The sequence below is a fragment of the Adlercreutzia muris genome (assembly GCF_008831045.1).
Classification (GTDB): domain Bacteria; phylum Actinomycetota; class Coriobacteriia; order Coriobacteriales; family Eggerthellaceae; genus Adlercreutzia; species Adlercreutzia muris.
Window position 1 is genome coordinate 17,446 of the sequence record NZ_WAJS01000018.1, and the last position, 26,758, is coordinate 44,203.

At 66.8% G+C, this 26,758-nt stretch carries 19 protein-coding genes; 1 reads left to right on the plus strand and 18 read right to left on the minus strand.

Going from position 1 to position 26,758, the window contains the following annotated elements; translation table 11 throughout:
• Positions 1–21: 21 nt before the first annotated feature.
• The 15 genes from prfB to arcA all read right to left on the minus strand — a co-directional run bounded on the left by prfB (position 22) and on the right by arcA (position 20,478).
• On the minus strand, positions 22–1,122 hold the full coding sequence (prfB, locus tag F8D48_RS06900; protein WP_135970784.1) for a peptide chain release factor 2: 1,101 nt from the start codon (positions 1,120–1,122) through the stop codon (positions 22–24).
• 182 nt (positions 1,123–1,304) lie between these two features.
• Positions 1,305–4,118 carry a preprotein translocase subunit SecA gene (gene secA / locus F8D48_RS06905; protein ID WP_151430717.1) on the minus strand — a complete coding sequence of 938 codons (2,814 nt, stop codon included), beginning with the start codon at positions 4,116–4,118 and terminating at the stop codon, positions 1,305–1,307.
• Positions 4,119–4,422: 304 nt separating this feature from the next.
• Positions 4,423–5,457: a cytochrome d ubiquinol oxidase subunit II gene (cydB, locus tag F8D48_RS06910; protein ID WP_151430719.1), complete on the minus strand. Its 1,035-nt coding sequence runs from the start codon at positions 5,455–5,457 to the stop codon at positions 4,423–4,425.
• A gap of 3 nt (positions 5,458–5,460) precedes the next feature.
• On the minus strand, positions 5,461–6,978 hold the full coding sequence (locus tag F8D48_RS06915; RefSeq protein WP_151430721.1) for a cytochrome ubiquinol oxidase subunit I: 1,518 nt from the start codon (positions 6,976–6,978) through the stop codon (positions 5,461–5,463).
• Positions 6,979–7,110: 132 nt separating this feature from the next.
• Positions 7,111–9,792, minus strand: coding sequence for an AfsR/SARP family transcriptional regulator (locus F8D48_RS06920; RefSeq protein ID WP_151430723.1), 2,682 nt, complete (start codon positions 9,790–9,792; stop codon positions 7,111–7,113).
• A 765-nt stretch (positions 9,793–10,557) separates the two neighbouring features.
• Positions 10,558–10,998 (minus strand): ribosome silencing factor, encoded by a 441-nt coding sequence (rsfS, locus tag F8D48_RS06925; protein WP_135970779.1) that lies wholly within the window; start codon positions 10,996–10,998, stop codon positions 10,558–10,560.
• A 95-nt stretch (positions 10,999–11,093) separates the two neighbouring features.
• A complete protein-coding gene (gene yqeK / locus F8D48_RS06930) occupies positions 11,094–11,747 on the minus strand; it encodes a bis(5'-nucleosyl)-tetraphosphatase (symmetrical) YqeK (protein WP_151430725.1) in 654 nt (217 codons plus the stop codon).
• Entirely contained in the window at positions 11,735–12,526 is a 792-nt protein-coding gene (gene nadD / locus F8D48_RS06935) for a nicotinate-nucleotide adenylyltransferase (protein WP_240806263.1), read from the minus strand. Before nadD ends, yqeK begins: the two co-directional genes overlap by 13 nt.
• A 3-nt stretch (positions 12,527–12,529) precedes the next feature.
• Positions 12,530–13,831: a glutamate-5-semialdehyde dehydrogenase gene (locus tag F8D48_RS06940; RefSeq protein WP_151430728.1), complete on the minus strand. Its 1,302-nt coding sequence runs from the start codon at positions 13,829–13,831 to the stop codon at positions 12,530–12,532.
• Positions 13,832–13,959: 128 nt separating this feature from the next.
• The gene (proB, locus tag F8D48_RS06945; RefSeq protein ID WP_151430730.1) at positions 13,960–15,096 is read right to left on the minus strand and encodes a glutamate 5-kinase; all 1,137 of its coding nucleotides are present in this window, start codon (positions 15,094–15,096) and stop codon (positions 13,960–13,962) included.
• Complete coding sequence (gene obgE / locus F8D48_RS06950) at positions 15,096–16,493, minus strand: GTPase ObgE (protein WP_135970775.1); 1,398 nt, start codon at positions 16,491–16,493, stop codon at positions 15,096–15,098. The genes proB and obgE overlap by 1 nt, the downstream gene beginning before the upstream one ends.
• Positions 16,494–16,638: 145 nt before the next feature.
• Positions 16,639–16,899, minus strand: a complete 261-nt coding sequence (gene rpmA / locus F8D48_RS06955) for a 50S ribosomal protein L27 (RefSeq protein ID WP_135970774.1) — start codon at positions 16,897–16,899, stop codon at positions 16,639–16,641.
• 21 nt (positions 16,900–16,920) lie between these two features.
• Complete coding sequence (gene rplU / locus F8D48_RS06960) at positions 16,921–17,241, minus strand: 50S ribosomal protein L21 (protein WP_016309052.1); 321 nt, start codon at positions 17,239–17,241, stop codon at positions 16,921–16,923.
• A gap of 292 nt (positions 17,242–17,533) precedes the next feature.
• Positions 17,534–19,138 (minus strand): YfcC family protein, encoded by a 1,605-nt coding sequence (locus tag F8D48_RS06965; protein WP_151430732.1) that lies wholly within the window; start codon positions 19,136–19,138, stop codon positions 17,534–17,536.
• Positions 19,139–19,254: 116 nt separating this feature from the next.
• Positions 19,255–20,478: an arginine deiminase gene (gene arcA / locus F8D48_RS06970; protein ID WP_135971585.1), complete on the minus strand. Its 1,224-nt coding sequence runs from the start codon at positions 20,476–20,478 to the stop codon at positions 19,255–19,257.
• Positions 20,479–20,873: 395 nt separating this feature from the next.
• Here arcA and F8D48_RS06975 point away from each other — a divergent pair, with 395 nt between their 5' ends.
• Positions 20,874–21,839, plus strand: coding sequence for a helix-turn-helix transcriptional regulator (locus F8D48_RS06975; RefSeq protein ID WP_151430734.1), 966 nt, complete (start codon positions 20,874–20,876; stop codon positions 21,837–21,839).
• Between the two features lie 32 nt (positions 21,840–21,871).
• Here the strand turns inward: F8D48_RS06975 and polA are convergent, their stop codons facing one another.
• The 3 genes from polA to F8D48_RS06990 form a co-directional block, all read right to left on the minus strand.
• A complete protein-coding gene (polA, locus tag F8D48_RS06980) occupies positions 21,872–24,499 on the minus strand; it encodes a DNA polymerase I (RefSeq protein ID WP_151430736.1) in 2,628 nt (875 codons plus the stop codon).
• 203 nt (positions 24,500–24,702) lie between these two features.
• A complete protein-coding gene (locus F8D48_RS06985; protein WP_135971706.1) occupies positions 24,703–25,377 on the minus strand; it encodes a winged helix-turn-helix domain-containing protein in 675 nt (224 codons plus the stop codon).
• A gap of 1 nt (position 25,378) precedes the next feature.
• Complete coding sequence (locus F8D48_RS06990; RefSeq protein ID WP_151430738.1) at positions 25,379–26,722, minus strand: glutamine synthetase family protein; 1,344 nt, start codon at positions 26,720–26,722, stop codon at positions 25,379–25,381.
• Positions 26,723–26,758: the final 36 nt, after the last annotated feature.

The window sequence follows — 26,758 nt, forward strand, 5'->3', positions numbered from 1 at the left end:
CCAATTCATCGGCCACGGGCTCTATTGGTTCGATACCCGCCACGTATGATAGCCGATGACGAAGGGCTCCAGGGCGCCGCCGAGCACTGCGTCCACATTTCCCGTCTCAACGCCGCTGCGCAGGTCCTTCACCAGCTGATAGGGGAACAGCACGTAGTTGCGGATCTGGCTGCCGAAGGAGTTCTCCATGCGCTCGCCGCGCAGCTCGTCGATCTCGGCTTGGCGACGGCGCTCCTCAAGCTCGTAGAGCTTGGCGCGCAGCACCCGGAAGGCCGCCTCCTTGTTCTGCAGCTGGCTCTTCTCGTTCTGGCAGGTGACCACGATGCCCGTGGGCTCATGGGTCAGCCGCACGGCCGAATCGGTGGTGTTCACGCACTGGCCGCCGGGGCCCGAGGAGCGGTACACGTCCACGCGCACGTCGGCGGGGTTCAAGTCCACCTCGATGTCGTCGGCGATGACCGGCAGCACCTCCACGGAGGCGAAGGTGGTCTGGCGGCGTTTCTTGGCATCGGTGGGAGAAATGCGCACGAGGCGGTGGATGCCGATCTCGCTGCGCAGCATGCCGTAGGCGTAGCGGCCCTCGATCTGGATCGTGGCACGGTCGAGCCCGATACCCTCGCCGGGCACCAGATCGAGCACCGTGACCTTCCAGCCCTTGTCCTCGGCGTAATGGACGTACATCTGGTAGAGCATCTCGGTCCAGTCCTGGGCCTCGAGACCCCCTTGGCCCGGGTTCACCGTCAGGATGGCATCGCCCTCGTCGAACTCCCCGGCGAACCAGGACTCGATCTCCAGCTGATCAAGCAGGGCGGTCAGCTCGGCGGCAGCCTGGGCGGCCTCCTCGGCGAAGGCCCCGTCGTCGCCGGCCAGCTCGCAGGCGGTCGCGGCATCGTCGGCCAGGGAACAGGCCCGCTCGTAGTCGGCGATGGTGGCCCGCAGGCTCGAGGCCCGCTTGCTCACGGCCTGGGCCGCCGCCGCGTCGTTCCAGAAGTCCGGTGCCGCCGCCTGCTCGTCGAGGGCGGCCAAATCGGCGGCCTTCTCATCGATATGCAGGAAGGCCCGCGCATCGGACAAGCGCCCCCGCGCCCCTTCCAGTTCCTTCTGTATGTCCTTCAGTTCCATACCTTGCCCTGTGTCTCCTTGAAACTCTCTGGGAGCGGAACCGCCCGGTACCTCGATTCGCTCAGACAGTCCTCGCTTTGTGAAACAGCCCACCGGGCTGTTTCAATCGCTGCGGAACTCGCTCGGTCGAGTCACCCGCCGTTTCCGCTTCGCTCAACCTTGGCTGAGCAGGCGCGGGCTGGCTAGGCGTCCCGGCCGTGGCACTTCTTGAACTTCTTGCCGGACCCGCAGGGGCACGGATCGTTGCGGCCCACGTTAGCGTAGGGGTCCTCCTTGTCCTTCACGAAGGTCTGGGGCTTGCTCGGGGCCGGGCGCGGGGCACCCGCCGGCATGTTGGCGGCAGCGTGACGGCCGCGCACCCCGGAGGTGGCCAGGGCCTCCTCGGGCGAGGAGTAGCTCATCTTGCGGGCGAGCGGGTCCTCGGCCTCCCCCAACGGGCTCGAGCCGGCAGCCGGGGCGCCGGGCGCGGCAGCGGGCTTCGCGGCGATCTCCAGGCGCAGCAGGGTGCGCAGGTAGTCGTCGTACATGGAGCTCGTGAGGTTCTGGAAGGCGTTGTAGGCCTCGTTCTTGTACTCCACGAGGGGGTCGCGCTGGCCGAAGGCCCGCAGGCCGATGCCGGTCTTCAGGTAGTCCATCTCCTGGAGGTGGGCCATCCAGCGGGTGTCGATGATGCGCAACATGACCTGGGCCGAGAGGTTCTCCATAAGATCGCTGCCCAGCTGCTGGGTCTTCTGCTCGTAGATCCACTCCAAGAACTCGTAAAGGGCGTCGGCCAGGACCCCGGGGTCGTCCTCGTGGTTCACCTTGGCCACGGCGAAGTCGCTGCAGCCGGACATGTTGGCGGCCCACAGGTCGATGGCCTTCAGGTCCCAATCGTCAGAGGCCGACCGCTCCGGGCAGCACTCCCCCACGATGGCGTCCACGGCATCGCGGATAATGCCGGGAATGCGATCGGTCATGGACTTGCCGTCCAAGATGGCGTTTCGCTCCTCATAGATGGCCTTACGCTGGAGGTTCATGACGTCGTCGTACTCCAGCACGTTCTTACGGGCGGCGAAGTGCATGGACTCCACCTGGCGCTGGGCGCTCTCGATGGACTTCGACACCATGCCCGCCTGAATGGGCATGTCGTCTTCCTGGTTGGTCTTCTCCATCATGTGAGCGATGGAGTCCATCTTCGAGCCGCCGAACAGGCGCATGAGGTCGTCTTCCAAGGACAGGTAGAACTGGGTCACACCCGGATCGCCCTGACGGCCGGAACGGCCGCGCAGCTGGTTGTCGATACGGCGGGACTCGTGGCGCTCGGTGCCGATGACGCACAGGCCGCCGGCGGCCCGCACCTTCTTCTGCTCCTCGTCGCAGATGGCCTGCGCCGCCGCCAGGGCCGCGGCCCGCTGCTCGGCCGTGGGCCAGGCCGGGTTCTTGGCCCCCTCCTCGGTCAGGGGGGCGGCATCCGGATCCAGGCCGCGCTGGCGCAGCATATCCTCGGCGAGCACGTCCGGATCGCCGCCAAGGCGGATATCGGTACCGCGGCCGGCCATGTTGGTGGCGATGGTCACGGCGCCGAGGCGGCCGGCCTGGGCCACGATATGGGCCTCGCGCTCATGGTGCTTGGCGTTCAGGGTCTCGTGCGGAATGCCGCGCTTGTCCAGCAGGCGCGAGAGCTTCTCGGAGTTCTCGATGGACACGGTGCCGATGAGGCAGGGCTGGCCGGCGGCGTGGCGGGCGGCGATGTCGTTGGCCACGGCGGCGAACTTCCCCTCCACCGTGCGGTACACCAGGTCGTTCTCGTCCTTGCGGGCCACCGGCTTGTTCGGCGGGATGGCCATGACCGGCAGCTTGTAGATCTGGCGGAACTCGGCATCCTCGGTCATGGCCGTGCCGGTCATGCCCGAGAGCTTGTCGTAGAGGCGGAAGTAGTTCTGCAGCGTGATGGTGGCGAGCGTCTGGTTCTCCTCGCGCACGAGCACGTGCTCTTTGGCCTCCAAGGCCTGGTGCAGGCCCTCGGAGTAGCGACGTCCCTCCATGATGCGGCCGGTGAACTCGTCGACGATCTTCACCTCGCCGTCCATCACCACGTAGTCTACGTCGCGATGGAACAGGAACTGCGCCTTTAAGGCCTGCTGCAGATGGTTCGCCAACTGGCCGGAGGGGTCGGCGTAGATGTTCTCGATGCCGAGCATGGCCTCGATCTTCTCCAGACCGCTCTCCGTGGCGTTGATGGTGCGCTTGGCCTCGTCCATGTCGAAGTCGACGCCCTGCTTGAGGCCGGGCATGACCCGGGCGAACTTCTTGTAGGTGTCGGCGGCCTGAGTGCCGGCGCCCGAGATGATGAGCGGCGTGCGCGCCTCGTCGATGAGGATGGAGTCCACCTCGTCCACGATGGCGAAGTGGTGGCCGCGCTGCACGCGCGAGCTGCCGCGGGTGACCATGTTGTCGCGCAGGTAGTCGAAGCCGAACTCGGAGTTGGTGCCGTAGGTGACGTCGGCCTCGTAGGCGGGCTTCTTCGCCGCCGGGGCCATACCGTTCTGGATGAGGCCGGTCTTCATGCCGAGGAAGCGGTAGATCTGGCCCATCCACTCGCAGTCGCGACGGGCCAGGTAGTCGTTCACGGTGACGATGTGCACGTTGTGGCCTGGAATGGCGTTCAAATAGCCGGCCAAGGTGGACACGAGCGTCTTGCCCTCGCCGGTCTTCATCTCGGCGATCTGCCCTTCGTTTAGGGCCATGCCGCCGATGAGCTGCACGTCGAAGTGGCGCAGGCCGATGGTGCGCACCGATGCCTCGCGAACAGCGGCGAAGGCCTCGGGCAGCAGGTCGTCCAGCGTCTCGCCGGCGGCGTAGCGCTCGCGGAACTCGACCGTCTTGGCGGCCAGCTCCTCATCGGTCAGGGCCTGGAAGGCCGGCTCCAGCCCGTTGATCTTGTCAACGGTAGCCTGGTAGCGCTTCAGCTGCTTGCCCTCGCCCATCGTGAGCAGTTTGGAGAGAAATCCCATGGGTGGCATCTTCTTTCTCTGCGGTATCGGATCGGTCTCTTCGGGTCGCCCGTCCCAGTGCGCCCGCGGCCCCCTGCGGGCCGCGCCACCGAGGCCGAGCGCCCCGCGCGTAAATCCGTTCCACTCTACCACAAGGGCCCGCGCCCGCCCCCGATTCCACAGGGTTTGCAGGGAGCCCGTCACCGCCTGACGGCGATAAGAGGGGGCCGGAACCTTCGAGCGGTTCCGGCCCCTGGAAAATGCCCGGCTCTGCGAGGGCCCTCGGGTTCGCCGAGCGCGCCCGAGCGGCCTTGGGCCGAAGAGCCTAGGAGTGCGCCAGATCCTCCGGCTTCACGCGACCGCGGAAGGTACGGTAGATGATGACGTGGTAGGCCAGCACCAAGGGCAGGCCCACGGCGGTGATGACAGTCATCCAGAACAGCGACAGCTCCGAGGAGGCGGCATTGGCCAGGGTGATGGCCGGGCCCACCGAATCGGGGGTCGCGTTCACGAGCACCGGGAACATCGAGCAGGCCAGGAGCACCACCAGGGCGATCATGGCCGCGGACTGGGCCAGAAAGGCCCTCAAGTCGCCGCTCGGGCTGCGGCCGAAGACGATGGAGGCGCCCAGGGCCGCCACCACAAGGGCGGCGCACAGCCAGCGCGCCGGCGCCAGGGCCGGGTCCATCTCGGTACCCACAAGAGCCAGGGCGAACACCGACACCACGACGAACAGCGCAAGCGCGATCACCTGGAGCGGCAGGCGCAGGCGAACCGCCCGCTCGCGCAGCTCCGAGGGCAGCGGGGCCTTGAGCGCCGCCCACGCTGCGCCGGCGGCCAGGAACATAGCCAGGCCGAGCAGACCCGTGAGCAGCGTGAAGGGCGTAATGAGCCCCAGCAGCGGCACCCCGGCGTAGTTGCCGGCCTCGTCCATGGGGATGCCGGCGAAGATGTTGCCCACAGCCACGCCCAACAGCAGGGCCGGCAGCAGCGATCCCACGAAGAAGCAGCCATCCCACAGCTTCGCCCAACCGGGGTCGCCGGCGCGGAACTCGAAGGACACCGCGCGCACGATGAGACCGAACAGCACGAGCATCACGGCCAGGTAGAACCCGGAGAAGGTGGTGGCATAGGCGTTGGGGAACGCCGCGAACAGGGCGCCGCCGGCCGTGAGCAGCCACACCTCGTTGCCATCCCACACCGGCCCGATGGCCCGGCGCAGCACCGCGCGCTCCTCGTCGTTCTTGGCGATGAAGGGCGAGAGCGCCCCCACGCCCAGATCGAAGCCGTCCAGCACGAAGTAGCCGGCGATGAGCACGAAGATGAGGAAGAACCACAGCACGCTCAGAAACTCGAACATGGCCTATTCACCTCCCTTCGCAGCCGTGCCGTCTTCCGCAACGGCCGCCTCGGTCACTTCAACGGCGACGGCGCCCTCAGCGGACACGACCCTGTCGGCAACCGCGGCCGCCGCCAAAGCCGGCGAGCCCTCGGAGCGATCGCCATCCTCGGCCACCGGGCCCTCCTTAATGAAGCGACCCACCACGCGGGCCCAGCCGACGAGCAGCACTAGGTACACCACGATAAACAGGCCGATGGTCAGCCATAGCTCGGGCGCCGACACCGACATCGAGATGCCGTCGGCGGTAAGCAGCGACACGCCCTCGGGGCCGGAGACGGAAGGGTACACGACCCAGGGCTGGCGGCCCACCTCGGCGGTGATCCAGCCGGTCTGGATGGCGATGAAAGGCCATAGCGGCGAGAGTACCGCCAGCCACTGCAGCCAGCGCATACGCGCGATGCGGCCGCCGCGGAACGTGAACACGAGCACGAGGATGCTCGTCACCATGATGAGGCCGTACATGGCCACCATGAGGTGGTAGCTCTGGAACACGAGGTTCACCGGCATGTCCTCCACCACCATGGCGCCGTACTCCTCGGTCTGGGCCAGCTCGTTGAGGCCCGGGTACTCCGTGTCGAAGTTGCCCGTGGCCAGAAAGCTCGTGCCGCCGGGAATGGCGAAGGGGGCGATGACCTCCTGGGTTTCCTCATCCACGATGCCCACGGCGTACAGCGGCGGCACCTCGGAATCGTACATGCCCTCCATCATGGCGAGCTTGGTGGGCTGCTCCTCCCACACCACCACGGCCGAGGCGTGGGCGAACACGATCATGGCGCAGGAGGTGACGATGCCCACCACCGCGGCGATGCGCATGGTCTTCATGGCGAAGTCGCTGTGGCGCTTCTTCAGCATGTACCAGCCGGCCACGGCCATAGCCACGAAGGCGCCCATGATGAGCAGGGCGTCCACCGTATGGGTGTAGCGGGCGAAGATGGACGGATTGAAGGCAGCCGCAAAGAAGTCGGTGATGACCGCCTCGGTGCCATCGGCGTTCAGCTCGCCGCCGGCGGGCGTCTGCATCCACGAGTTCGCGATGAGGATCCACAGGGCCGACAGGCACGAACCGACCCACACGAGCCAGGCGGACACCATATAGAACCGCGGTGACACGCGCTTGCGGCCGAACAGCAGCACCCCCAGGAACATAGACTCCAGGAAGAAGGCGAGCAGGGCCTCGGCAGCCAAGGGCGCCCCGAAGATGTCGCCGACGAAGCGCGAATAGTTCGCCCAGTTCGTACCGAAGGAGAACTCCATGGTGATACCCGTGGCTACGCCGATGGCGAAGGTCGCGGTGAAGATCTTCACCCAGAACTTCGTCGCCGCCGCATCCTCAGGTCTGCGTGTGCGATAGTAGCGTGTCTCGTTGATGGCCAGAATGAGCCCGAGCCCGATGGATAAGGGCACGAACAGGAAATGGTAGGCCACTGTCAGCGCGAATTGCACGCGCGACAGCAGGGCCACATCAGCGAAGGCCTCCATGGCACACCCCCTTTCAAATCGGGCCCGGCCCATAACCCCATCGAGCGGCCGGACGCTTCCGTATACGCGGTCGATTCCCAGACGGGAATCGACTCGGGAACATAGTATACGCTTTCGCGGGCCGCATCTGCGTCAACAACGGGAAATCGCGTCCCGCTCCCCCACGGCCGTATCGCCCTCAAGAAGCGATTGGTAGAGCGCCTGCAGCGACGGGGAGGGATCCAGGCCGAGGGAGTCGCCGAGAAAGTCGCGGCAGGCGAAGAAAGTGTCCAGGGCGGCGCTGCGCTGGTCCGAGACCATCTGGGCCCGCATGAGGGCGGCGTAGACATCCTCCCGCGTGCCATCCCGACGCAGGGCCTCGCGGGCGAACCAGAGGGCGCCCTGGGGCTCCCCATCCCGGCGCAGGCGGCACGAGGCGGCCACGAGGCCGTCCACCATCTCAGTGGCGAATCGCTCGCGGAACTGTCCCACGGTCTCGCAGCCCCCCTCCGCCGGCAGCAGCGGCGCATCGAAGGTCTCTTGGAGCTGGAGAATGACCTGCTCCCAAGCGAGAGAGCCTGTCGCGGGCCCGAACAGAAGACGCCGGGTCAGCGATTCGAAGTCGACCACGTCGCTAACGAGCAGGGCCGGATCGAGGCGACAGCCGTAGCGGTCGCGCACCAGATAGGGACACCGGCCGCCCACGGCCAAGATGCGGGACAGCTCGCTCCACACCCGATAGAAGCTCTTAGCCCCGGTGCGCTGGTCGGCGGCGGGCCACATCATGGCCACGATGCGCTCCCGCGTCAGCTCGCGGCCGCGGTGAAGCACGAGCAGGGCCAGCAGAAGGCGAGCCCGGCGGCGCGACTTGAGGGCCGCGGTCACATCGGTCTCCCCCACCGACACCGTCATGGCTCCGAAGAGCCGCACGTGCAGCAGGGGCGGTGCCAGGGGCACAGCGGCGGCGCGGGACGAGACGTCCAGGGCATCCCCGCGACTGACGGCCGGGAATGCGGCGGGGGCGCCGGGGGCGGCGAAGGGGTCTGCGCCAGGACCCGCCGGGGCAGAACTGCGGCGAGAGCGGGACGAAGCCGCGGCCTCTCGGCCACCGCGGGCCATGGAGATACGGGCCTCGTCGAGGGCTGCTTGGGCCCGCTCTCCCAGGCCGGGCAGGCCCGCGAGGGCAAGGGCGCCCTCGATGCGCTCCAGGGCCGCGGCCGCCTCTCGTCCGCCAAGGCCCAAGCTGCCGCCTGCGGCGGCGCGCTCGGCGCATTCGGCCACGAAGGAGGCCAGGGCCGCCAGATCGGCCCCCGCAAGCAGAGAGGCGTCCTCGCGGCCGGGCTCGAAGGCCCCGGTGGACGCCGCGGCATCCAGGGCCCAGGCGGCAGCCAGGAGCAAGGCCTGCTCCAGGTCCCCCTCCACCGGGGCGGCGCCGAGCAGCTCACGAGCCACTCCGTGCCAGCGAGCGAGGGGATCCTCCCCGCTCCGATCGGCCAGGGCCACGGAGGCAAGCGCACGCAGCGCCCCCTCGTGAGCGTTGAGCGTTGACTCCTGGGCGATGCGGGCAAGCCACGATTCCACGGGCTCGGCCATGGCCCGTCGCGCCGCAGCGTTGCCCTGGCCGTAGGCGGCCAGGGCCGCGGCGGCCCGCAACGTGTCGGAGGCCTGGGGCGAGCCGAGGGCCTTTCGGGCGAACTCGATGGCACGGCGGCCATCCCCGGCTAAAGCACGAGCCCAGGCCATCATCGCGTTCACCCCGGCCCGCTCCTCCACTCGGATGCGGCAGACCGTCCGATAGAGCTCCTCGAGCTCGGCCCCGCCGTCGGCCCACAAGAGATGCCATCCGGCCTGGCCGAGCCATGCGGACACCGCCTCACGGCTGGCGAAGGCCCCCATCACCATCGCAGCCCGACGGCCAGCTCCCCGGGCCACCATGCGGTCGGCCACCAGACGCACCATCTCGTCGCGCTCGAAGCGCCCCTGAATGCGGGCAAGGGCATCGAGGCTGGGAGCCAGAGCGGCCCGCAGTATCGGCAGGGGCACCGCTACGGCATTGAAGGTATCCTCGTCCGCCTCGATGCCGGCGTAGGGATAGTGCTGTGCCAGAAAGCCCCAGATCTCCCCCGCTCGGACGCTGCCCACGAGCAGGGCCAGGTCTGACCGGCTGCCACAGCCCATGGCAAGAACGGCCCACAGAGCGATGCGCGTCTCAGCCGGCAGCTCCTCGGCGGCGAGGCCCCGCACCAAAGCCGCCTGCCCCTCCTCGCCCCACCGCAGGCAGGGCACGCGCATCGCCAGGGGCAGGCCCACCGCAGGCCGGAAGGGCGCCAGATCGTCAACCCGCGCCTCCTCCTCATCGACGAGCAGGTCTCTCGCCCCAACCGCCACGCGGTCGCGCTGGAGGGCCGCCCAGCCGTCCGCGGCGGGAGCGCAGGTGACAATCACCTCGCAACCACTCTCCAGAAGCCGGTCGATGGCCATCGAGAAGACCGCCTCCCGCTCTTCGTCGAGGACGGGCACATCGGCGAGCACGGCCAGAGACGCCTCGGGATCGCACGCCACCACGGCGGAAGCGAGCACGCCAGCATCCAGATCGCGCAGGAAGCAAGGGGAGGTGCCGCTGATCCAGAATACGTGTTGGAAACCGAATACCACCTCGGCGTACTCGTAGGCCACCGTCGCCTTGCCGAACCCCGTCGGCGCCACAAGGAAGCGGGCGACGCGGCGGTTGCGCAGCAGCTGCGACACGAGATGCGGCCGGCTTGCGAACCGCTCGGGGACCACTGAGGCGGGACGGATGCCGCGGCAGGCGCATTGCTGGATGAAACGGGTCATAGAGTTCCTTTCACTCTCACGGTTGAAAAACAGCCCGACGCACCCTAGGCCTCTCCGTTGTCGAGCGCAAGGGGCAGGCCGGCGCCCCCGGCCCGTCGCGCTCAGCTGCCGACGACCACCAGATAGGGTTCAGGCCGCCGTCAGGCACCCTGTCGGTTTCCGATCCGCCCCGCTTCAACCCCTCTTTCGCCCCTTCTGGCCACGGCGGCCCCACCCGGCCGCCGCACAACCCCCTCGGCCCTGGGCAATCACGGGAAGCCCCCGAGCCGATGGAGCGGCACTCAAAATACAGGCGCCTTCCAGGAACTCGCGCGTCACCCAGCCCCGCCGCGAGGCGCGCGGCAGGGCCGCTACAGGAGCGCTCCAGGTTTATCGCAGGCCCGATGCGAGGCCGGCATCAGGATCCTCAAGGGAGCGCGCCCCCACTTTTCCGTCCTTCGCAACGACATTTCGCCCCGTTCCCCACAGTTCCTCCACGAACCGGCCCCTCCCGCAACGGGACCGGGCGGAGAACCGGCCCCTCCCGCAACGGGGTTGCGCGGCGAGCTGGCCGCTCCGAAACGGGGACCGGGCGGCGAATCGACCCTCCTCGCAACGGGAAAGCGCCGCGAATTCCCCTTCCCGAGAGGAAGAACGGGCAGCGAATCACTCCCCCCTTCTTTCCCTTTCTCTCTCCCTTCGCCATCGGGCACAAAGAAAAAGGACCCCGAGGGGTCCTTTTCGTTCGGTTCCGCTCGCCGCGGGCTGCGCGGGCGGCAGATGCCCTTAGGCCGGCTTGCGGCCCAGCAGCTTGGCGATGCGCTCAGAGTACTCGAGGTTCTCGAGCCCCGCCTCCATGGCCAAATCAATGGTGGGCGCGTCGTTCCACAGCGCCTCGAGGCGATAGTACTCGCGCGTCTCGGGCATGAACACGTGCACCACGATGTTGCCGTAGTCCAGCAGCGACCAGCTTCCGTCCGGCGACACCTCCCGATGGGTGGGCTTGATGTCCGCATCCTCCCGCAGCTTGTCCTCGATCTCGTCGATGATGGCGTCCACCTGGCGGGAGTTGGCCGCCGTGGCGATGACGAAGTAGTCGGTCACACCGATGAGCTCGCGCACCTCCTGCACCATGATATCGGTGGCCTTCTTCTCATCGGCCGCCTGCGCCGCGATGATGGCGCACTTCCGCGAGAATGCGGCCTGCTCGGCAACAGCGTCGGTCATGCTGTCCTCCCATCCAGTACGAATCAAAAAACGAATCTGCTTACCATAGCACAAGGAAAGGGCCGCTTGCCCTTTCGCAGAAACCTCCGCGGATTCTACGGCCGCCCGTAAGGCATGGGGTCGGCCCCGGGCGCGGCCCGGAACACCTCCTGGACCGGCATGTAGGAGTTCCATATCTCGGTCGTGCGCGAGTACAGCGGGTGGCGCCGCTCCAGGATGAGCCGCACCCAGTAGGCGTACACGTCCAGGAACAGCTCGTCCAGCGCCGCCTCGCCCACCCGGGCCCGCAGCCTCTCCACGGTCTTGCCGCTCCGCCCCGGTTCCAGGGCGTCGGCTATGTAGACCACCTTGTCCAGGGAGGTCATGGCCTTCTCCCCCACCGTGTGCCGGGCAATGGCCTGGAGCACCGCCGGGTCGAGGGCGGGGAATTCCCGGGCCAGCGCCACCGCCGCCGTCATCCCATGGAGCACCCGGGGCATAGCCCGCAGTTCCTCGGGCAGGTCAAGGCCCAGCTCGTCCGCACGGGCCAAGATACCCGGGTCGTCGTAGCCCTTGTCCCAATCGTGCAGCAGGCCTGCGAGATAGGCGGCTTCCCCATCGACCCCGTAAGTGCGCGCCAGTTCCCGGGCAGTGTCGGCCACCCCCAGGCTGTGCTGGTAGCGGCGCGGCCCCACGCGCTCGGCCAACTCGGCCCGGCGCGCCTCGACGAAGGCGGGGTCTGCGGGATCGGTCACGGTCATGGCGTCCATGGCGCCTCCTTTCCGCCGCCCACCGCCGCAGCCGTGGTGGGGGCCTCCAAGCGATAGAGCCCGCGCGCCTCGATGATCTCGCGCACGGGATCGGGGGTCAGGTAGCGCAGCGAGAGCCCCCGGGCGGCCCGCTCGCGCAGATAGCTCGACGAGATGGCCAGGGCCGTCACCTCGAAGTAGTCCACCCGAAACGCCCCGCGGGAGGCGAGTTCCTCCTTGAAGGACTCGGTGACCTCAAAGCCGGGGCGCGTGGCGGCGGCGAAGCGGGCAAGACGGGCCACCTCGGCGCTCTCGCGCCAGCGGGCGATGGACAGGATGGCATCGGCCCCGGCGATGAAGAACAGCTCGACGTTGGCAGGGTAATGGTGCCGCAGCGCGCGCAGCGTGTCCACGGCGTAGGTGATGCCGGGCCGATCCACCTCCAGGGGGCTCACCGCGAAGGCGGGGTTGCCCGCCACGGCGGCACGGCACATCTCGAGGCGCACCGCCCCATCGGTCACCGCCCGATCGCGCTTGAATGCCGGGCGCCCCGTGGGAACGAACACCACGCCGGCCAGGCCGAAAGCCTCCCGCGCCTGCTCGGCGCAGGCCAGGTGCCCCTGGTGGATGGGGTCGAAGGTGCCCCCCATGATGCCCAGACGCACCGGGGCACCGTCGGCGCCCACCCCGTCGAAGCGGGGGCAGACCACCGCCGGGCGCCCTTCCCGAGCAGCCGCGGGGGTGCTGGCCGCGTCCAGCTCGGCACGGCGGCCCCAGCCCTCCTGTTCGCGCCCGGTCACGGCCTAGGCCCTCACCTGGCCGTCGCCGCGCAGCACGTACTTGTAGGACGTGAGCGCATCGGCAGCGAAGGGGCCGCGGGCGTGGATCTTCTGGGTGGAGATACCGATCTCGGCCCCAAGACCGAACTGGCCCCCGTCGGTGAAGGCCGTCGAGGCGTTGGCGTATACGGCGGCGGCGTCCACCGCGGCGAGGAAGGTGTCGATGACCGCTTCGTCGGTGGCCACGATGGCCTCGGAATGCTTGGTGCCGTAGCGGTTCACATGGGCAATGGCCTCATCAGGACCTTCCACTACGCGCACCGCCAGATGCGGTCCCAAATACTCGGTCTCCCAGTCCGCCTCGCCCCCCGGTACCACGGCCGGGGACGCCTCGTCGGCCCCATCGGCCACGGGCAGACCGGCCTGCCGGGCCAGGGCGCACACCATCTCGTCGCCGTGCACCGTGATGCCCGCCTCCAGCAGCTCGCCCAGAATCGGCGGCAGCACCGAGGGGGCGGCGACCGCGTCCACCAGCAGGGTCTCGGCGGCGTTGCACACGCCGAGGCGGCGGCACTTCGCGTTCATGATGATATCGCGGGCCATGGCGGGGTCGGCCGAGGCGTGCACGTACACGTGGCAGTTGCCCGTGCCCGTCTCGATGACCGGCACCTTCGCGTGCTCGACGCAGTGGCGGATAAGCCCGGCGCCCCCGCGGGGGATGAGCACGTCCACCAGGCCATGCAGCTCCATGAGCATGTCGGTGGCGGCCCGATCGGTGGTGGTGATGGCACAGATGGAACCCTCGGGCAGGCCGGCCCCCACGGCGGCGGCCGCCAGAATGTCGGCGATGGCCTCGTTGGAGCGGGCCGCGAGGCTTCCGCCCCGCAGCACGCAGGCGTTGCCCGACTTCACGCAGACGCCGGCGGCATCGGCGGTCACGTTGGGCCGCGCCTCGTAGACCATGGCCACCACGCCGAGGGGCACCGACACGCGGCGCAGGCGGATGCCGTTGTACAAGGTGGATTCCAGAGACACCACGCCGAGGGGGTCGGGCAGCTTCCGCAGCTCGTCGAGGGCATCGGCCATGGCGCCCACCCGGGCCTCGTCCAGCATGAGCCGGTCCAGCAGGGCCTCGCTCGTGCCGGCCGCCCGGGCCGCGTCCATATCGCCCCCGTTGGCCTCCACGATCTCGGATGCGTGCTCCCGCAGGGCTGCGGCCATGGCGGCCAGGGCGCCGTTGCGCTCCTCGGCCGTCGTCACTGCCAGCCTCGCGCTCGCCTCCTTGGCCCTCTTCGCAAGCAGAACCACTTCGTCTCGTATATCCATGTTGAACCTTTCTCTGCTTCCTGCACCTTCTCGCGGGGGCGGGCACTGCCAGCGAGGCTTCGGCAAGCGCCCGCCCAAACCGCAGCATCGGCCGGCCCGCTCCTCCCACAGGGCGAACGAAAACCCGCCTACTCGAACAGCACCAGCTCGTCGCGGTGGACGACGGGGCGGTCGGCCAGAACCGACAGGATGCCGTTGGCCGCCACCGCCTCGCGGCTCTTCCCCACCGCCAGGGCCACCAGATCGCTGCCCGCGGCCGCTCGGCCCCGAGCGAACACGTGGCCCGTCTCGTCGGCCACATCCACGATGTCGTCGTAGTCGAAGGACCCGCGCACCTCGCGAATGCCCACGGACAAGAGCGACTTGCCGCGTTCCACGAGGGCCGCGCGGGCCCCCTCGTCCACCACGAGCGTACCGTGGACGGCATCGCCCAGGGCGATCCACAGCTTCTTCGGGGTGATCTCGTGGGGGCGCTCCGGGGCCGTGAACAGCGTGCCCACCGGCACCCCGGCCGCCGCATCCACCACGCAATCGGGGCGGCGCCCCTGGCAGATGACCATGGGAATGCCCGCGGCCATGAGCACCCGGGCGGCCTTGATCTTCGTGATCATACCGCCGGAGCCCACCCCCGACACCGCGCCCCCGGCCGCAGCCAAGATCTCGCGGCCCACCCGGTCCACCCGAGGTATCAGCTCGGCCGCCGGATCGATGAGCGGATTGGCCGTGTACAGTCCATCGATGTCCGACAGGATGACCATGAGGTCGGCGTCGATGAGGCAGGCCACGAGCGCGGCCAGGGTGTCATTGTCGCCGAAGCGGATCTGCTCGACGCTCACCGTGTCGTTCTCGTTCACAATGGGCACCACATCGAGCTCCATGAGGCGGCGCAGGGTGTCCCGAGCGTGCAGGTAGGCCGTGCGGTCGGCCGTATCGCGACGGGTGAGCAGCACCACGCTCGTGAGCATATCCCACCTCCCGAAGGCCTCGGCGTAGGCCGTGGACAGGGCGCTCTGCCCCACCGACGCGGCCGCCTGCAGGCTCGGCATGTCCGTGGGGCGCTTGGCGATGCCGAGGGCCTCCAGGCCGCAGGCGATGGCAGCCGAGGTGACCACCACCACGTCCCAGCCCGCGCGGCGCACCGTGTCCAGCTGGGCCGCCAGGTCATCCAGGAAGCCGTAGTCGATGGAGCTCTCGGAGGTGGTCAGAGTGGCCGAGCCAATCTTCACCACCAGGCGGCGGCGCGCCGCGGTCGTCGTCTCGCCCATTACAGATCCAGCTCCTGGTACATGTCCACCCCGTGGCCGTGGGGCGATTCGAAGGCGAAGGAGTAGCCGAGGATGCGCACCTCGTCTCCGTCCAGGGCTCCGGCCTTCTCCAGGGCCGTGTCCACGCCCAGCCTCTTGAAGCGGTGCTGGAAGAAGGCCACGGCCTCCTCGTTCTCCCAATCGGTCTGCACCACCATGCGCTCCACCTGCACACCGCGCACGCGCCAAACGCCGGCGCCCTCGGGCATGATATCGAAGCGCTTCTCGCGGGCCTCGCGGCGCAGCTCCCATACGTGGTCGTACTGGATATCGGCCGCCGCAGCCGCCCGGGCCGCCTCACGCAGGTCGTGCACCTTCGTGGCAATGGCCGCCTTCAGGGAATCGACGCCGGCCCCCGTGAGCGCGCTGATGCGGTAGAGCTTCGGGTCGATGGGGCTCGGGGCGAACTCGTTGCCGCCGGCAGCGGCGATGGAATCGGCCCGCACCCGCTCGGCCAGGGCGTCGCAGACTTCCTCAGTGCCCGGGGCATCGATCTTGTTCGCCACGACGATGCGGGGCCGAGCGGCCAGGTCGGCGGCGTACTCGGCCAGCTCGTTCTTGATGACCTCGTAGTCGTCCAAAGGATCGCGCCCCTCCCAATCGCCCGTGAGGTCCACGATCTGCACGATGAGGGCCGTGCGCTCGATGTGCCGCAGGAACTCATGGCCCAGGCCGCGACCCTCGTGAGCCCCCTCGATGAGGCCGGGGATGTCGGCCACGACGAAGGACAAGTCCCCCGAGGTGGCCACACCCAGGTTCGGCACGAGGGTGGTGAACGGGTAGTCGGCGATCTTGGGCCGGGCGGCGCTCATCTTCGCGATGAGGGAGCTCTTGCCCGCCGAGGGCATGCCCACTAGGGCCGCGTCAGCCATGAGCTTCATCTCCAGCTCGATCCAGCGCTCCTCGGAAGGCTCGCCGAGCTCGGCGAAGGCCGGGGCGCGACGAGTGGAGGTGACAAAGTGGATGTTGCCGCGGCCGCCCATGCCGCCCCGGGCCACCACCACCGTCTCGCCGTCGTGGGTCAGATCGGCGATCGTCTCGCCCACCTCCCCGCTCTCCTCGAAGTACTCGCGCACCACCGTGCCCACGGGCACCTTCAGCACGAGGTCCTCGCCTGTGGCGCCGTGCATGCGGCTACCCTTGCCGTGGGTGCCGCGCTCGGCCTTGAAGTGGTGCTTGAAGCGGTACTCGATGAGCGAGGACACACCGGCGTCGGCCTGGACCACCACGTTGCCGCCATGGCCGCCGTCGCCGCCGTCGGGGCCGCCCTTGGGCACATGGGCCTCGCGGCGGAACGACATGCAGCCGGCCCCGCCGTTGCCCCCCTTCACGTTAATGCGAACCTTATCGATAAACATAGGAACCTTCCCACTGGGTCGTCGCGAATCGCCGCCCCCGTAGCGGGGCGCCGTTCTCTGTGCAAACTATACAACAATGCCCCCTGATTTCTCAGAGGGCATTGGCTAACCGTTCGATGTTACGCAGTCGTTGAAACTTAAGCGTTTAGGCGGTCTGCTCAGCGGGGATCACGTGGATCTTGCGCTTGACGCCACGGGTGAACTTCAGCGTGCCGTCGCAGAGGGCAAACAGAGTGTCGTCCTTGCCGCGGCCCACGTTCTCACCGGGGTGGAAATGGGTGCCGCGCTGGCGAACGATCACGTTGCCGGTCTTCACGACCTCGCCGGCGAACTTCTTCACGCCGAGTCGCTGTGCGTGGGAGTCACGACCGTTACGGGTAGAGCCCAAGCCTTTCTTGTGTGCCATGAGATGTTCCTCCTAACCCGTTTACTCGGCCTTGGCCGTACCGACGGATTCGATCTTCACGCGGGTCAGGTTCTGACGATGACCGCGCAGCTTCTTGTAGTTCTTGCGCTTCTTGAACTTGAAGACCAACTGCTTGTCGCCCTTGAACTGCTCAAGCACGGTGGCGACGACCTTGGTCTTGGCGGCCTTCGCGGGGTCGGCCTCCACCTTGTCGCCGTCGACGACGCAGATGGCCTCGAGCTCCACCTTGTCGCCGGGCTCGACGTCGAGCTTCTCGATGTTGATCTTGTCTCCGGGGGCGACCTTGTACTGCTTGCCGCCCGTTTTCACGATTGCGTACATGTATGTATCTCCTTGAATGTGACTAAACGCAAGGTAGTATCCTACCAGCGCACCTCCCCCGCGTCAACAATTTTCTCCCCCATTTTCCCACCGTTCACCGACGCTCTATATATTAGTAAGGCAGCGGAACACGTGATCCATCCCAGAGGGAGGAGCCGTCGGGAATCGCCGAGAGGATGCGACGTGACAACGCGAGAAGCGCCCCAAACGGAGAGAGCGCCCCGGCACAAGGGGCGCTCTCCCGGAAGGATGACAGCCGGCAGGCTGTTATCGATCGCGTTGGCGGATGCCCTTAGGCAGCGCCGCCGGGCAGGATCATCATGGCCGCAGTCAGGATGACCATGCATACCACGCCGAGCACGACGAACAGCTTCGCGCCGAACTTCAGCCAGGTGGAGTACTCGATCTTGGCCAGGGCCAGACCGCCCATGATGGCGCCGGAGGTGGGCGTGAACAGGTTCACGAGGCCGTTGCCGGCGGAGTAGATCATGACCATGGTCTCAACGGAGAAGTTGAGCTGGCTGGCCAGACCGCCCATGATGGGCATGGACACGGTGGCCATGCCAGAGGAGGACGGGATCAGGAACGACAGCACCACGTAGAGCAGGAAGGACAGCGGCGCGAATATGATGGCCGACATGCCCGCCAGTGCGTTGGCCGCGTTGTTCAAGATCCACATGTCCAGGCCGGTGGAAGCCATGAGCACGGTGATGGAGCGGGCCAGCGCGATGATGAGCACGACCGACATCATGTCGGCGGCGCCGTTGATGAAGGCCTTCACGAAGCGGCTCTCGGACACGCCGCCGATGAGGCCGATGACCAGCGCCATCAAGAGGAACCAGGTGGAGGCCTCGTCGAAGTACCACTGGCCCAGCGGAACGCCGGTCAGGAAGCTCGACCAGGCCGGGGTGACCTCCTCCTCGGAGACGGAGGTGGCCTCAACGGGACCGGACAGCTCGGTAGCGGTGCCGTTGGCCTCGTCGTAGACAGCTACCATTTCCTCGCCGGTCACGGTAGTGGCAACCTCCTCGTAGGACTGGCCGGCGACAAAGCCGTCGAAGCCCAGATCCTCCCAGGGGATGAACGACACGATCATGACGACGAAGGTGAGGGCAAAGACAACCAGGGAGGCCTTCTGGCGGCCGGTCATCTTCGGGGTCGCGGCGGCCTGGCCGTCGGCGGCCTCGGCCTCGGACTCCTTCATGCCCCACTCGTTCATCATATCCTGCTGCTCCTGCAGGGACAGGAACGTGGAGCCCTTGTCGTTCATGACCTTCTTGGCGTAGCGCATCACGAACACGATAGAGATGGCCAGGGTCACGATCCACAGAAGGGCACCAAGGCCGATGATGGTGGCCTGGTTCACGGCGATGCCCACGCCCGAGAGCGCGTCGACGGCCACGCCCACGGCGAACGGGTTCACCGTGGAGCCGAGCACGCCGCAGCCGGCGCCGAGGAGCACCACGGCCGCGCCGGTGAGGCTGTCGAAGCCAGCCGCTACCATGGTGGCGGCCAGCAGCAGGTAGAAGGGCACCGTCTCCTCGCACATGCCGTAGGTGGTGCCGCCGATGGAGAAGATGATCATGAGGATCGGGATGAGCACCAGCTCGTTGCCCTTGAGCTTGTGCACCAGCGCCGCGATGCCCGCGTCGAGCGCCCCGGTCTCGGTGATGATGCCCAAAAAGCCGCCGAGGATCATGACGAACAGGCACACGCCGATGGCGTCCTGGAAGCCGAACACCGGGGCGGTGAGCACGCCGGAGAGCGTCGCTCCCTCGATGCCCTCAACGCCCATCGCGGCCATGACAACGGTCACGATGGCCAGCGCCACGAGAATGATCAGCAAAATGGTAAACGAAGAAAGGCTCGCACGCTTCTTCTTCTTTGTCTCTGCCATGAGATGAACTCCTTATGGGAGTGGCGCCCGACCCCTCCCCCGATTCGGGCGTCCGATGAACATTGCAAGGAGGGCGGAGCTTGCCGTCTCCGCCCTCGCAGGGCACTTCTTAAAGCCTACAGGGCCTCGCGCCAGGCCGGCATGGACATGCAGCGCGGGCCGCCGCGGCCGCGGGAGAGCTCCGCGGACGGCATGACCAGGCAGTTGATGCCGTTCTTGTAGAGCACGTCGTTGGTGACGTTGTTGCGCTGGTACACGACCACGGTGCCGGGGCGGACGCACAGCGTGTTGCTTCCGTCGTTCCACTGCTCGCGCTCCGCGGCGATGCGGTCGCCGCCGCCGCAGGGGATGAGCTGCACCGGCTGGCCGACGTACTCGGTCAGGATGGACTCCAGGTCCTCGTCGCGCTCGCGAATCTTGGTGCCGCCGTTGCCGTCGGGGGTGATCTCGAAGACCGTCAGCGGGCCCATGATGCCGGGGTGGATGGTGAACTTGTCGTAGTCGATCTGGGTGAACACCGTATCCAGGTGCATGAAGGCGCGGGACACCGGGATGTTGAAGGCCAGGATGGTGTCGATAGTGGACGTCTCATCGCTGAACACGTTGTGGGCCAGCTGGTCGATGGCGTCGGGCTCGGTGCGCTGGGAGATGCCGATGGCCAGCACGTGCTCGTTGATGTTCAGCACATCGCCGCCCTCGATGTGGAAGGTGTTCTCGCGGCTGTAGTACTGCGGCACATCCTTGAAGTCGGGGTGGTAGTTGAAGATGTAGGAGCCGTAGATGGTCTCGCGGTTACGGGTGGTGCTGTACATGCGGTTGATGCCCACGCCGTTGCCGATCATATTGAACGGGTCGCGGGTGAAGTAGAGGTTCGGCATGGGGGCGCACACGAGCTTGGTACGGTCGGACACCATGTCCACGAGCAGGTTGGTGTGCTGCTGCGGGAGCTCCTGGAGGTTGATGCCCGCCATAGTCTTCATGACCATGTCCTTGGTGGCGGCGTACTCGGAGTTGATGTAGTCCTTGATGATGTCGGTGTACAGATCGGTGCGGATGCCCGCCTCGTAGATCCACTGGTTCAGGAACTGCTCGCGCAGGGCCGGATCAGTGTCCAGAGCCTCGGCCATGAGGTCCTCGAGGTAGACGACCTCCACGCCCTCGTTGCGCAGGATGTCGGCGAAGGCATCGTGCTCGGCCTGGGCAACCTCCAAGAACGGGATGTCGTCGAACAGCAGCTCCTCCAGGGTGTTCGGGGTGAGGTTGAGCAGCTCGTTGCCCGGGCGATGGAGGATGACCTTCTTGAGGTTCCCGATCTCGCTCTTGACGTTTACTCCTTGCATGTGACTCTCCGATCTGGCGCCCGCGGCGCCTGTCGATGTGCCGGCTGCCGTGGTTTCCCTCCACGGCCCATCGCAAATCCGCGATGTTTCATGGCTCCAATGTGCAGGATAGTCACATTTTGCGAAAGGTCTAAACCAGGTGTAGGTGCGTATGTATGTTGAGACTATGTGAAGAAGCATTTCCCTACAACCTCCATAAACCGCAGGTCATAATTGGATTTTTCAAATTCTAATCTGCGTCGTTTCCTCATCTAATTGTGCGCTGTTACCGTTACGTTACCTAACTCGATCAAAAATTTCTGAAGGCTTCGGGCACCGAGGGGGGCGCTGGCGAATTGGTATATAATGGCAGCAAAGTTCAACGCCCGATGGGCTGGCCAGGATGAAGGGGATCCATGGAACTTGCCATCTTCTATGAGACGCTTCTCGTGATTCTCGTCTCCGTTCTCACGGCCGCCGTCTGCCTCTCATCATATTTGGTGACCCACCGCAAGACCATGCTGTACGCCTGCGCGGCCTTTTTGTTCTACTTCCTGGACGTGGCCTCCATCTTGCAGGACGATTACGCGGCCCAAATCCTCGGGCCCGAGCTTTCCCCGGAATATATGTTCTTCCGCTCCGTCTACACGCTCGTCACCGGTGCGGGATTCCTCGGCTCTTTCTGGCTCATGGTCTGCGAGTACATCGGCGAGCGCAACCGCCGCGTGCGCGCGCTGCCCATCATCGTCTTCTGCGTCATAGCCTTCCTGCTTCTGGCTATCTCAGGCGAGAACAAGGTGCTGCGCTTCTGCTTCTATAATTGCCGCGCCTGCTTCATGTTCTGGATCCTCCTCTATGGCGGCATCTACTACCTGCGTACCCGCGACGAGGTGGAGCGCCAGCGTCTGGCCCGCTATCTCCCCCACTGCGTGGCCCTGGCCCTCCTCGGTGTGCTCATGATCTTCGAGGACGTCATGTTCTTCCTGGTGCTGTCCACCGAGGCCATCACCGTGGGACCGTTCACGCTGACGGCCGAGCGCAACTATGCCGAGAACCTGCTCATGCTCGTCTGCGCCCTCATGACGTGCCACTTCGCGTTGCGCCAGCTGGATATCCGCTCTCACACCGCCCCGGTCGTCGACGACACCGAGCGCTACCACCAGACCGCCGAGGATCTGCTCGTCTACGCCCGGCGCCACTCGCTGACGGCCCGGGAGCGCGAGGTGCTCGACTACATCCTGCGGGACCAGGACAACCAGAACATCGCCTCGGCCATGTCCCTGGCCCCCTCCACGGTGAAGGTGCACGTGCACAACATCCTCCAGAAGACCGGCCACGGCAACCGCCAGGAACTCATCCAAGACTTCTGGAAGACCGTGTAGGCCCCGCCCAGCGTTAGGGCAAGCGGAACCTGTTAGTGCGCTTCGGCCCAGGTGGGGCCCCAGCTGACATCCACGAGGAGGGGCACGCGCAGCTCCGCCACGTGCTCCATCACCTCACGCACCATGGCCGAAAGGCGTTCCACCTCATCGACCGGCACCGAGAAATCAAGCTCGTCGTGGACCTGGATCATGAGCTGGGCCTCGAAGCCCTCGGCAAGCAGCCGGCGCTGCACCTCGTTCATGGCCATCTTGATGATGTCGGCGGCCGTGCCCTGCATCGGATGGTTCATGGCCGTGCGCTCGCCGAAGCCGCGCTGCTGGCCGTTGGAACTGCGCAGCTCGGGAATATGGCGCTTGCGGCCGAACATCGTGGTGGCGAAGCCGCTCGCCTTGGCCTCGCGCACAGTGTCGTCCAGGTATGCGCGCACACCGGGATACACCTCGAAGTAACGGTCGATCATCTCCTTCGCCTCGGCCATGGGAATCTCCAGCGACTGGGCCAGACCGTAGGCCTGCTGCCCATACACGATGCCGAAGTTCACCGCCTTGGCACGGCTGCGCAGAGCGGGCGTCACGTCCTCGGGAGCCACGCCGAACACGCGAGCCGCCGTGGAGGTGTGCAGATCGGCCCCGGAGTTGAAGGCGGCCACCAGATGCTCGTCGGCCGACAAGTGCGCGAGCAGCCTGAGCTCGATCTGGGAGTAGTCTGCCGACAGGAACAACTCCCCCTCCCGCAGGGGCACAAAACAGCTGCGAATCTGGCGGCCGAAGTCGGTGCGCACGGGAATGTTCTGGAGGTTCGGGTCGGAGGAGGACAGGCGCCCCGTGGTGGTCACTGTCTCGTTGAACTGGGTGTGCACGCGTCCGTCGCCCGCCCGCATACGGGGCAGGGCGTCGATGTAGGTGTTCTTGATCTTCGAGAACTCCCGGTAGCGCAGGACCAGATCGGGCAGCGGGTGAATGGCCGAGAGCTCCGTGAGCACCTTCGCATCGGTGGAGTAGCCGCGCTGGTTCTTCTTCTTGGCCGGCAGCTCCAGCACCTCGAAGAGGATGCGGGCCAGCTGCTTAGGCGAGCTCAGGTTGAAGGTCTCGCCGGCCAGCTCATAGATCTGGGCCGTGAGATCGTCTACCTCCACCTGGGCCTCGGCGCCCAAGGCCTCCAGTCGCGGCACGTCAATAGCAGCTCCCACCCGCTCCATGCAGGAGAGCACCCCCACGAGCGGCAGGTCGATGTCGGCATAGGCCTCCCAGGTGCCGTCCTTCTTCAGGGCCTCCTCCAGAAGCCCCTGGAGCATGCGGGCCGCCGTGGCCTGCACGGCCGCGCGCTCGCCGTCGGTCTCGGCCGCAGGCAGCGTGGCCCCGGCCACCGACTCCATCAGGGAGTCGTAAGTGTAGGCGCTCGTGGAGGAGTTCAGCACGTAGCCGGCCAGGCCCAAATCGAAGCCGGCCATGGCGAGCACTTCCCCGTCGGTCACGCGGGCCGCCTCGGCGGTATCGGCCGGGTACACCCGGCGCACGTCGGCCTTCACATCCAGGGCGCAGAAGGTTCCCCCGCGCACGATGGACGCGAACAGATCGAGGGCGCGCTCCCCCTCGGCCATCACCCGGGCCGAGCCCGTGACGAAGGCCGCCGTGGCACCGTCGTTGAACAGCGACACCTGCTCGGGATCCACGAAGGCCACGCCGATGACCTCGCCGGCCGCGCAGGCCCGTTCGACCTCGGCCGCGCCCTCGGCCCCTTCCAGAACGGGGGCCAGGGTGAATTCGATCTCGCGGGAGGGCGGCTCGGCGTCGATCATGGACAGCACCCGGGCCAAGGGGCTCGCCAGCTGGTACTTCCCGAAGGCCTCCTCCACATCGGCCGCGTCGAAGGCCGGAAAGGCGGCGCTCTCCAGATCCAGAGGGAAGTCCAGGTCGCGCACGATGGTGGCGATCTCGCGGGACAGGAAGGCCATGTCGCGATTGTTCTCCAGGTTCTCCTTCTGCTTGCCCTTCAGCTCGCCGATATGCTCGTAGATGCCCTCCATGGAGCCGTAGGCCTGCAAAAGCTTCGTGGCTGTCTTCGGGCCGATGCCGGGCACGCCGGGGATATTGTCGGAGGAATCTCCCATCAGTCCCAGGTAATCGATGAACTGGGCCGGAGTCACGCCGTAGCGCTCCTCCACCTCAGCCGGGCCGTTCACGGTGATGTCGGTGATGCCCTTCTTCGTGGTGACGATGCGGGTGAGCTCGCCGGCCAGCTGGTAGGCGTCCTTGTCGCCGGTCACGAGCAGCGTCTCGAAGCCCAAGGCCTCGTCCCGGGCGGCGATGGTGCCCAAGATGTCGTCACCCTCCCAGCCCGGCACCTTCACCACGGGAATGGCCATGGCCGCCAGCAGTTCCTCCATCACGGGGAACTGCACGCGCAGCTCCTCGTCCATGGGGGGCCGCTGGGCCTTGTACTGCTCGAGGGCCTTAATGCGGTGCACCGGCTTGCCGGCATCGAAGGCGCACACCACGGCATCGGGCTCGGCGATCTCGATGAACTTGCACAACATGGAGAGGAAGCCGAACACGGCGTTGGTGGGGGTGCCGTCCTTGGCGGTCATGGGCGTCTGCACCGCATGGTAGGCACGGTGCATCAGCGAGTTGCCATCGATGACGGCGATCTTCTTCGACATTCTGACTCCTTTGCGTCAATCGCAAGCGAACGAGCGGCTCATCGCCGGTCGGAACCGCCGGGTATTCCAATTCGCTCAGACAGTCCTCGCTCTGGAGAACAGCCCACCGGGCTGTTCTCGTCGCTGCGGAACTCGCTCGGTTGGAACACCCGCCGTTTCCTCTACACCCTTACATTTTCGATATACCTTTCATGCGCTCGGCCTTACGCATTCCACAAATAGCCGACGCCGCGCACCGTTTCCAGGCGTTGGGCCAGCTCGGGGCCGAGCTTCGCGCGAACCCGGCGCACATGCACGTCCACGGTGCGGCTGCCGCCGTAGTAGTCGAAGCCCCACACGCGGCGCAGCAGGGCATCACGGGAATAGGTGCGCCCGGGATGGGTCACGAGGAAGGCCAGCAGCGCGTACTCCAGATAGGTGAGATCCACCGGCTCGCCGCCCACCTTCACCTGGTAGGTGGCCAGATTCACGGTCATGTTGTCTACGACTATGTAATCGGCCGAGGAGGTCTCGTTGCCAGGCCACAGCAGCTGGCGGATGCGGGTGGCGCACTCGGCAGCGCCGGCCCCGTGGACTACGAAGTCGGCCTTGCAGGACACCGGCAGGCGGAACTGGGCCAGATCGGCCTCGTTCACGATGACGAGCATGGCCACCGAGCCCTCCTCGGCCAAGGCCGCCTCGGCCGAGGCCAGGGATGCCAGGCGCTCGCCGCGGGCCTCGTAGATCACCAGATCGCGGGAGGGATGGGCGGCCAGCAGCTTCTTGAACTGGGCCGAGGAGCCGGCCGCCACGTCCACGTCCAGCTTCGAGAGCACCTGCTGGAACTTGTGGGCGTTGTCGAGGCTGTCGGCAATGAAGATAACGGTCTTGCGCTGCATGCTACAGCACCGCCAGATTGCGCTCGAGCTCCCAAGGGGTCACCACGGCCTGGTAGGCATCCCATTCTGCCCGCTTGGCCCGCACGAGGTAATCGTGAATGTGCTCCCCCAGCGTCTCGCGCATGAGCGAGCTCTGAGCGAACAGCTCCACGGCCTCCCCCAGGCTCTCGGGCAACGGCGTCACTCCGCGCTCGCGGTGCTCCCGACGGCTGCACCCGAGGGGCGCGGCCTCGTCGGCAGGGGCCATGAGCTCCAGGCCCTCCTCGATGCCCGCCAGACCGGCGGCCAGCATGACCGCGAAGGCCAGGTAGGGGTTCGCCGCCGGATCGGGGCTGCGCAGCTCCACGCGGCAGGCCGATTCGCTGCGCGGCCGGTACCCCGGGATACGCACGAGGGTGGAGCGGTTGCGGGCGCCCCAGCTGATGCAGGTGGGGGCCTCCCCGCCCGGTTGCAGGCGCTTGTAGGAGTTCACGTACTGGTTCGTGACCAAGGTGAATTCCGGCGCGTACTTCAGAAGGCCGGCAATGTAGGCCTTCGCCGTGGCCGACAGGTTGTAGCCGGACGGGTCGCTCTCGTCGAAGAAGACGTTGTTGCCGGCCCGGTCCATGAGGCTCTGGTGCACGTGCATGCCGCTGCCCGGCGCCCCGGCCAGGGGCTTGGGCATGAGCGAGGCGTACACCCCGTGCTTCATGGCGATCTCCTTCACCACCTGCTTGTAGGTCATCACCGCGTCGGCCATGGACAGGGCGTCGGCATAGCGCAGGTCGATCTCGTGCTGGGAGGGACCCTTCTCATGATGGGAGTACTCCACGGGAATGCCCATCTTCTCCAGGGTGAGCACCGTGTCGCGCCGCAGGTCGGAGGCGGAATCGAGAGAAGTAAGGTCGAAGTAGCTGCCGCGGTCGAGCACCTCGGTGCCCTCGGCGTCCTTGAAGTAGAAGTACTCCAGCTCCGGCCCCACGATGAACGAGTATCCGGCCTCGGAGGCCTTGCGCACCATGCTCTTGAGGACCTGGCGCGAATCGCCCTCGTAGGGCTTGCCCTCGGGAGTGCGGATGTTGCAGATCATGCGAGCCACGGCATTGGATGTGGGGCGCCAGGGCAGCACCTGGAAGGTAGAGGGGTCGGGGAAGGCCAGCATATCGGATTCCCGCCTCTCCGAGAAGCCCTCGATGCAGCTGGCATCGAATCCCATGCCGTCGTCGAAGGCGCTCTCCAACTCACCGGGCACCACAGCGAAGGACTTCATATTCCCCAGTACGTCGGTGAACCAGAAGCGCACGAAATGCACGTCACGGCTCTCAATAGTCTTCAGCACGAAATCTTGCTCGGGGGTTACCACCACGTCTCTGCTCCGTTCGGCCGTCGCGTTCTTAATCTG

Bases quoted from the DNA above. Each gene is read 5' to 3' on its own strand.
- prfB (WP_135970784.1), bottom strand. From the start codon at position 1,122: ATGGAACTGAAGGACATACAGAAGGAACTGGAAGGGGCGCGGGGGCGC.
- secA (WP_151430717.1), bottom strand. From the start codon at position 4,118: ATGGGATTTCTCTCCAAACTGCTCACGATGGGCGAGGGCAAGCAGCTG.
- cydB (WP_151430719.1), bottom strand. From the start codon at position 5,457: ATGTTCGAGTTTCTGAGCGTGCTGTGGTTCTTCCTCATCTTCGTGCTC.
- F8D48_RS06915 (WP_151430721.1), bottom strand. From the start codon at position 6,978: ATGGAGGCCTTCGCTGATGTGGCCCTGCTGTCGCGCGTGCAATTCGCG.
- F8D48_RS06920 (WP_151430723.1), bottom strand. From the start codon at position 9,792: ATGACCCGTTTCATCCAGCAATGCGCCTGCCGCGGCATCCGTCCCGCC.
- rsfS (WP_135970779.1), bottom strand. From the start codon at position 10,998: ATGACCGACGCTGTTGCCGAGCAGGCCGCATTCTCGCGGAAGTGCGCC.
- yqeK (WP_151430725.1), bottom strand. From the start codon at position 11,747: ATGGACGCCATGACCGTGACCGATCCCGCAGACCCCGCCTTCGTCGAG.
- F8D48_RS06940 (WP_151430728.1), bottom strand. From the start codon at position 13,831: ATGGATATACGAGACGAAGTGGTTCTGCTTGCGAAGAGGGCCAAGGAG.
- proB (WP_151430730.1), bottom strand. From the start codon at position 15,096: ATGGGCGAGACGACGACCGCGGCGCGCCGCCGCCTGGTGGTGAAGATT.
- obgE (WP_135970775.1), bottom strand. From the start codon at position 16,493: ATGTTTATCGATAAGGTTCGCATTAACGTGAAGGGGGGCAACGGCGGG.
- rpmA (WP_135970774.1), bottom strand. From the start codon at position 16,899: ATGGCACACAAGAAAGGCTTGGGCTCTACCCGTAACGGTCGTGACTCC.
- rplU (WP_016309052.1), bottom strand. From the start codon at position 17,241: ATGTACGCAATCGTGAAAACGGGCGGCAAGCAGTACAAGGTCGCCCCC.
- F8D48_RS06965 (WP_151430732.1), bottom strand. From the start codon at position 19,138: ATGGCAGAGACAAAGAAGAAGAAGCGTGCGAGCCTTTCTTCGTTTACC.
- arcA (WP_135971585.1), bottom strand. From the start codon at position 20,478: ATGCAAGGAGTAAACGTCAAGAGCGAGATCGGGAACCTCAAGAAGGTC.
- F8D48_RS06975 (WP_151430734.1), top strand. From the start codon at position 20,874: ATGGAACTTGCCATCTTCTATGAGACGCTTCTCGTGATTCTCGTCTCC.
- polA (WP_151430736.1), bottom strand. From the start codon at position 24,499: ATGTCGAAGAAGATCGCCGTCATCGATGGCAACTCGCTGATGCACCGT.
- F8D48_RS06985 (WP_135971706.1), bottom strand. From the start codon at position 25,377: ATGCAGCGCAAGACCGTTATCTTCATTGCCGACAGCCTCGACAACGCC.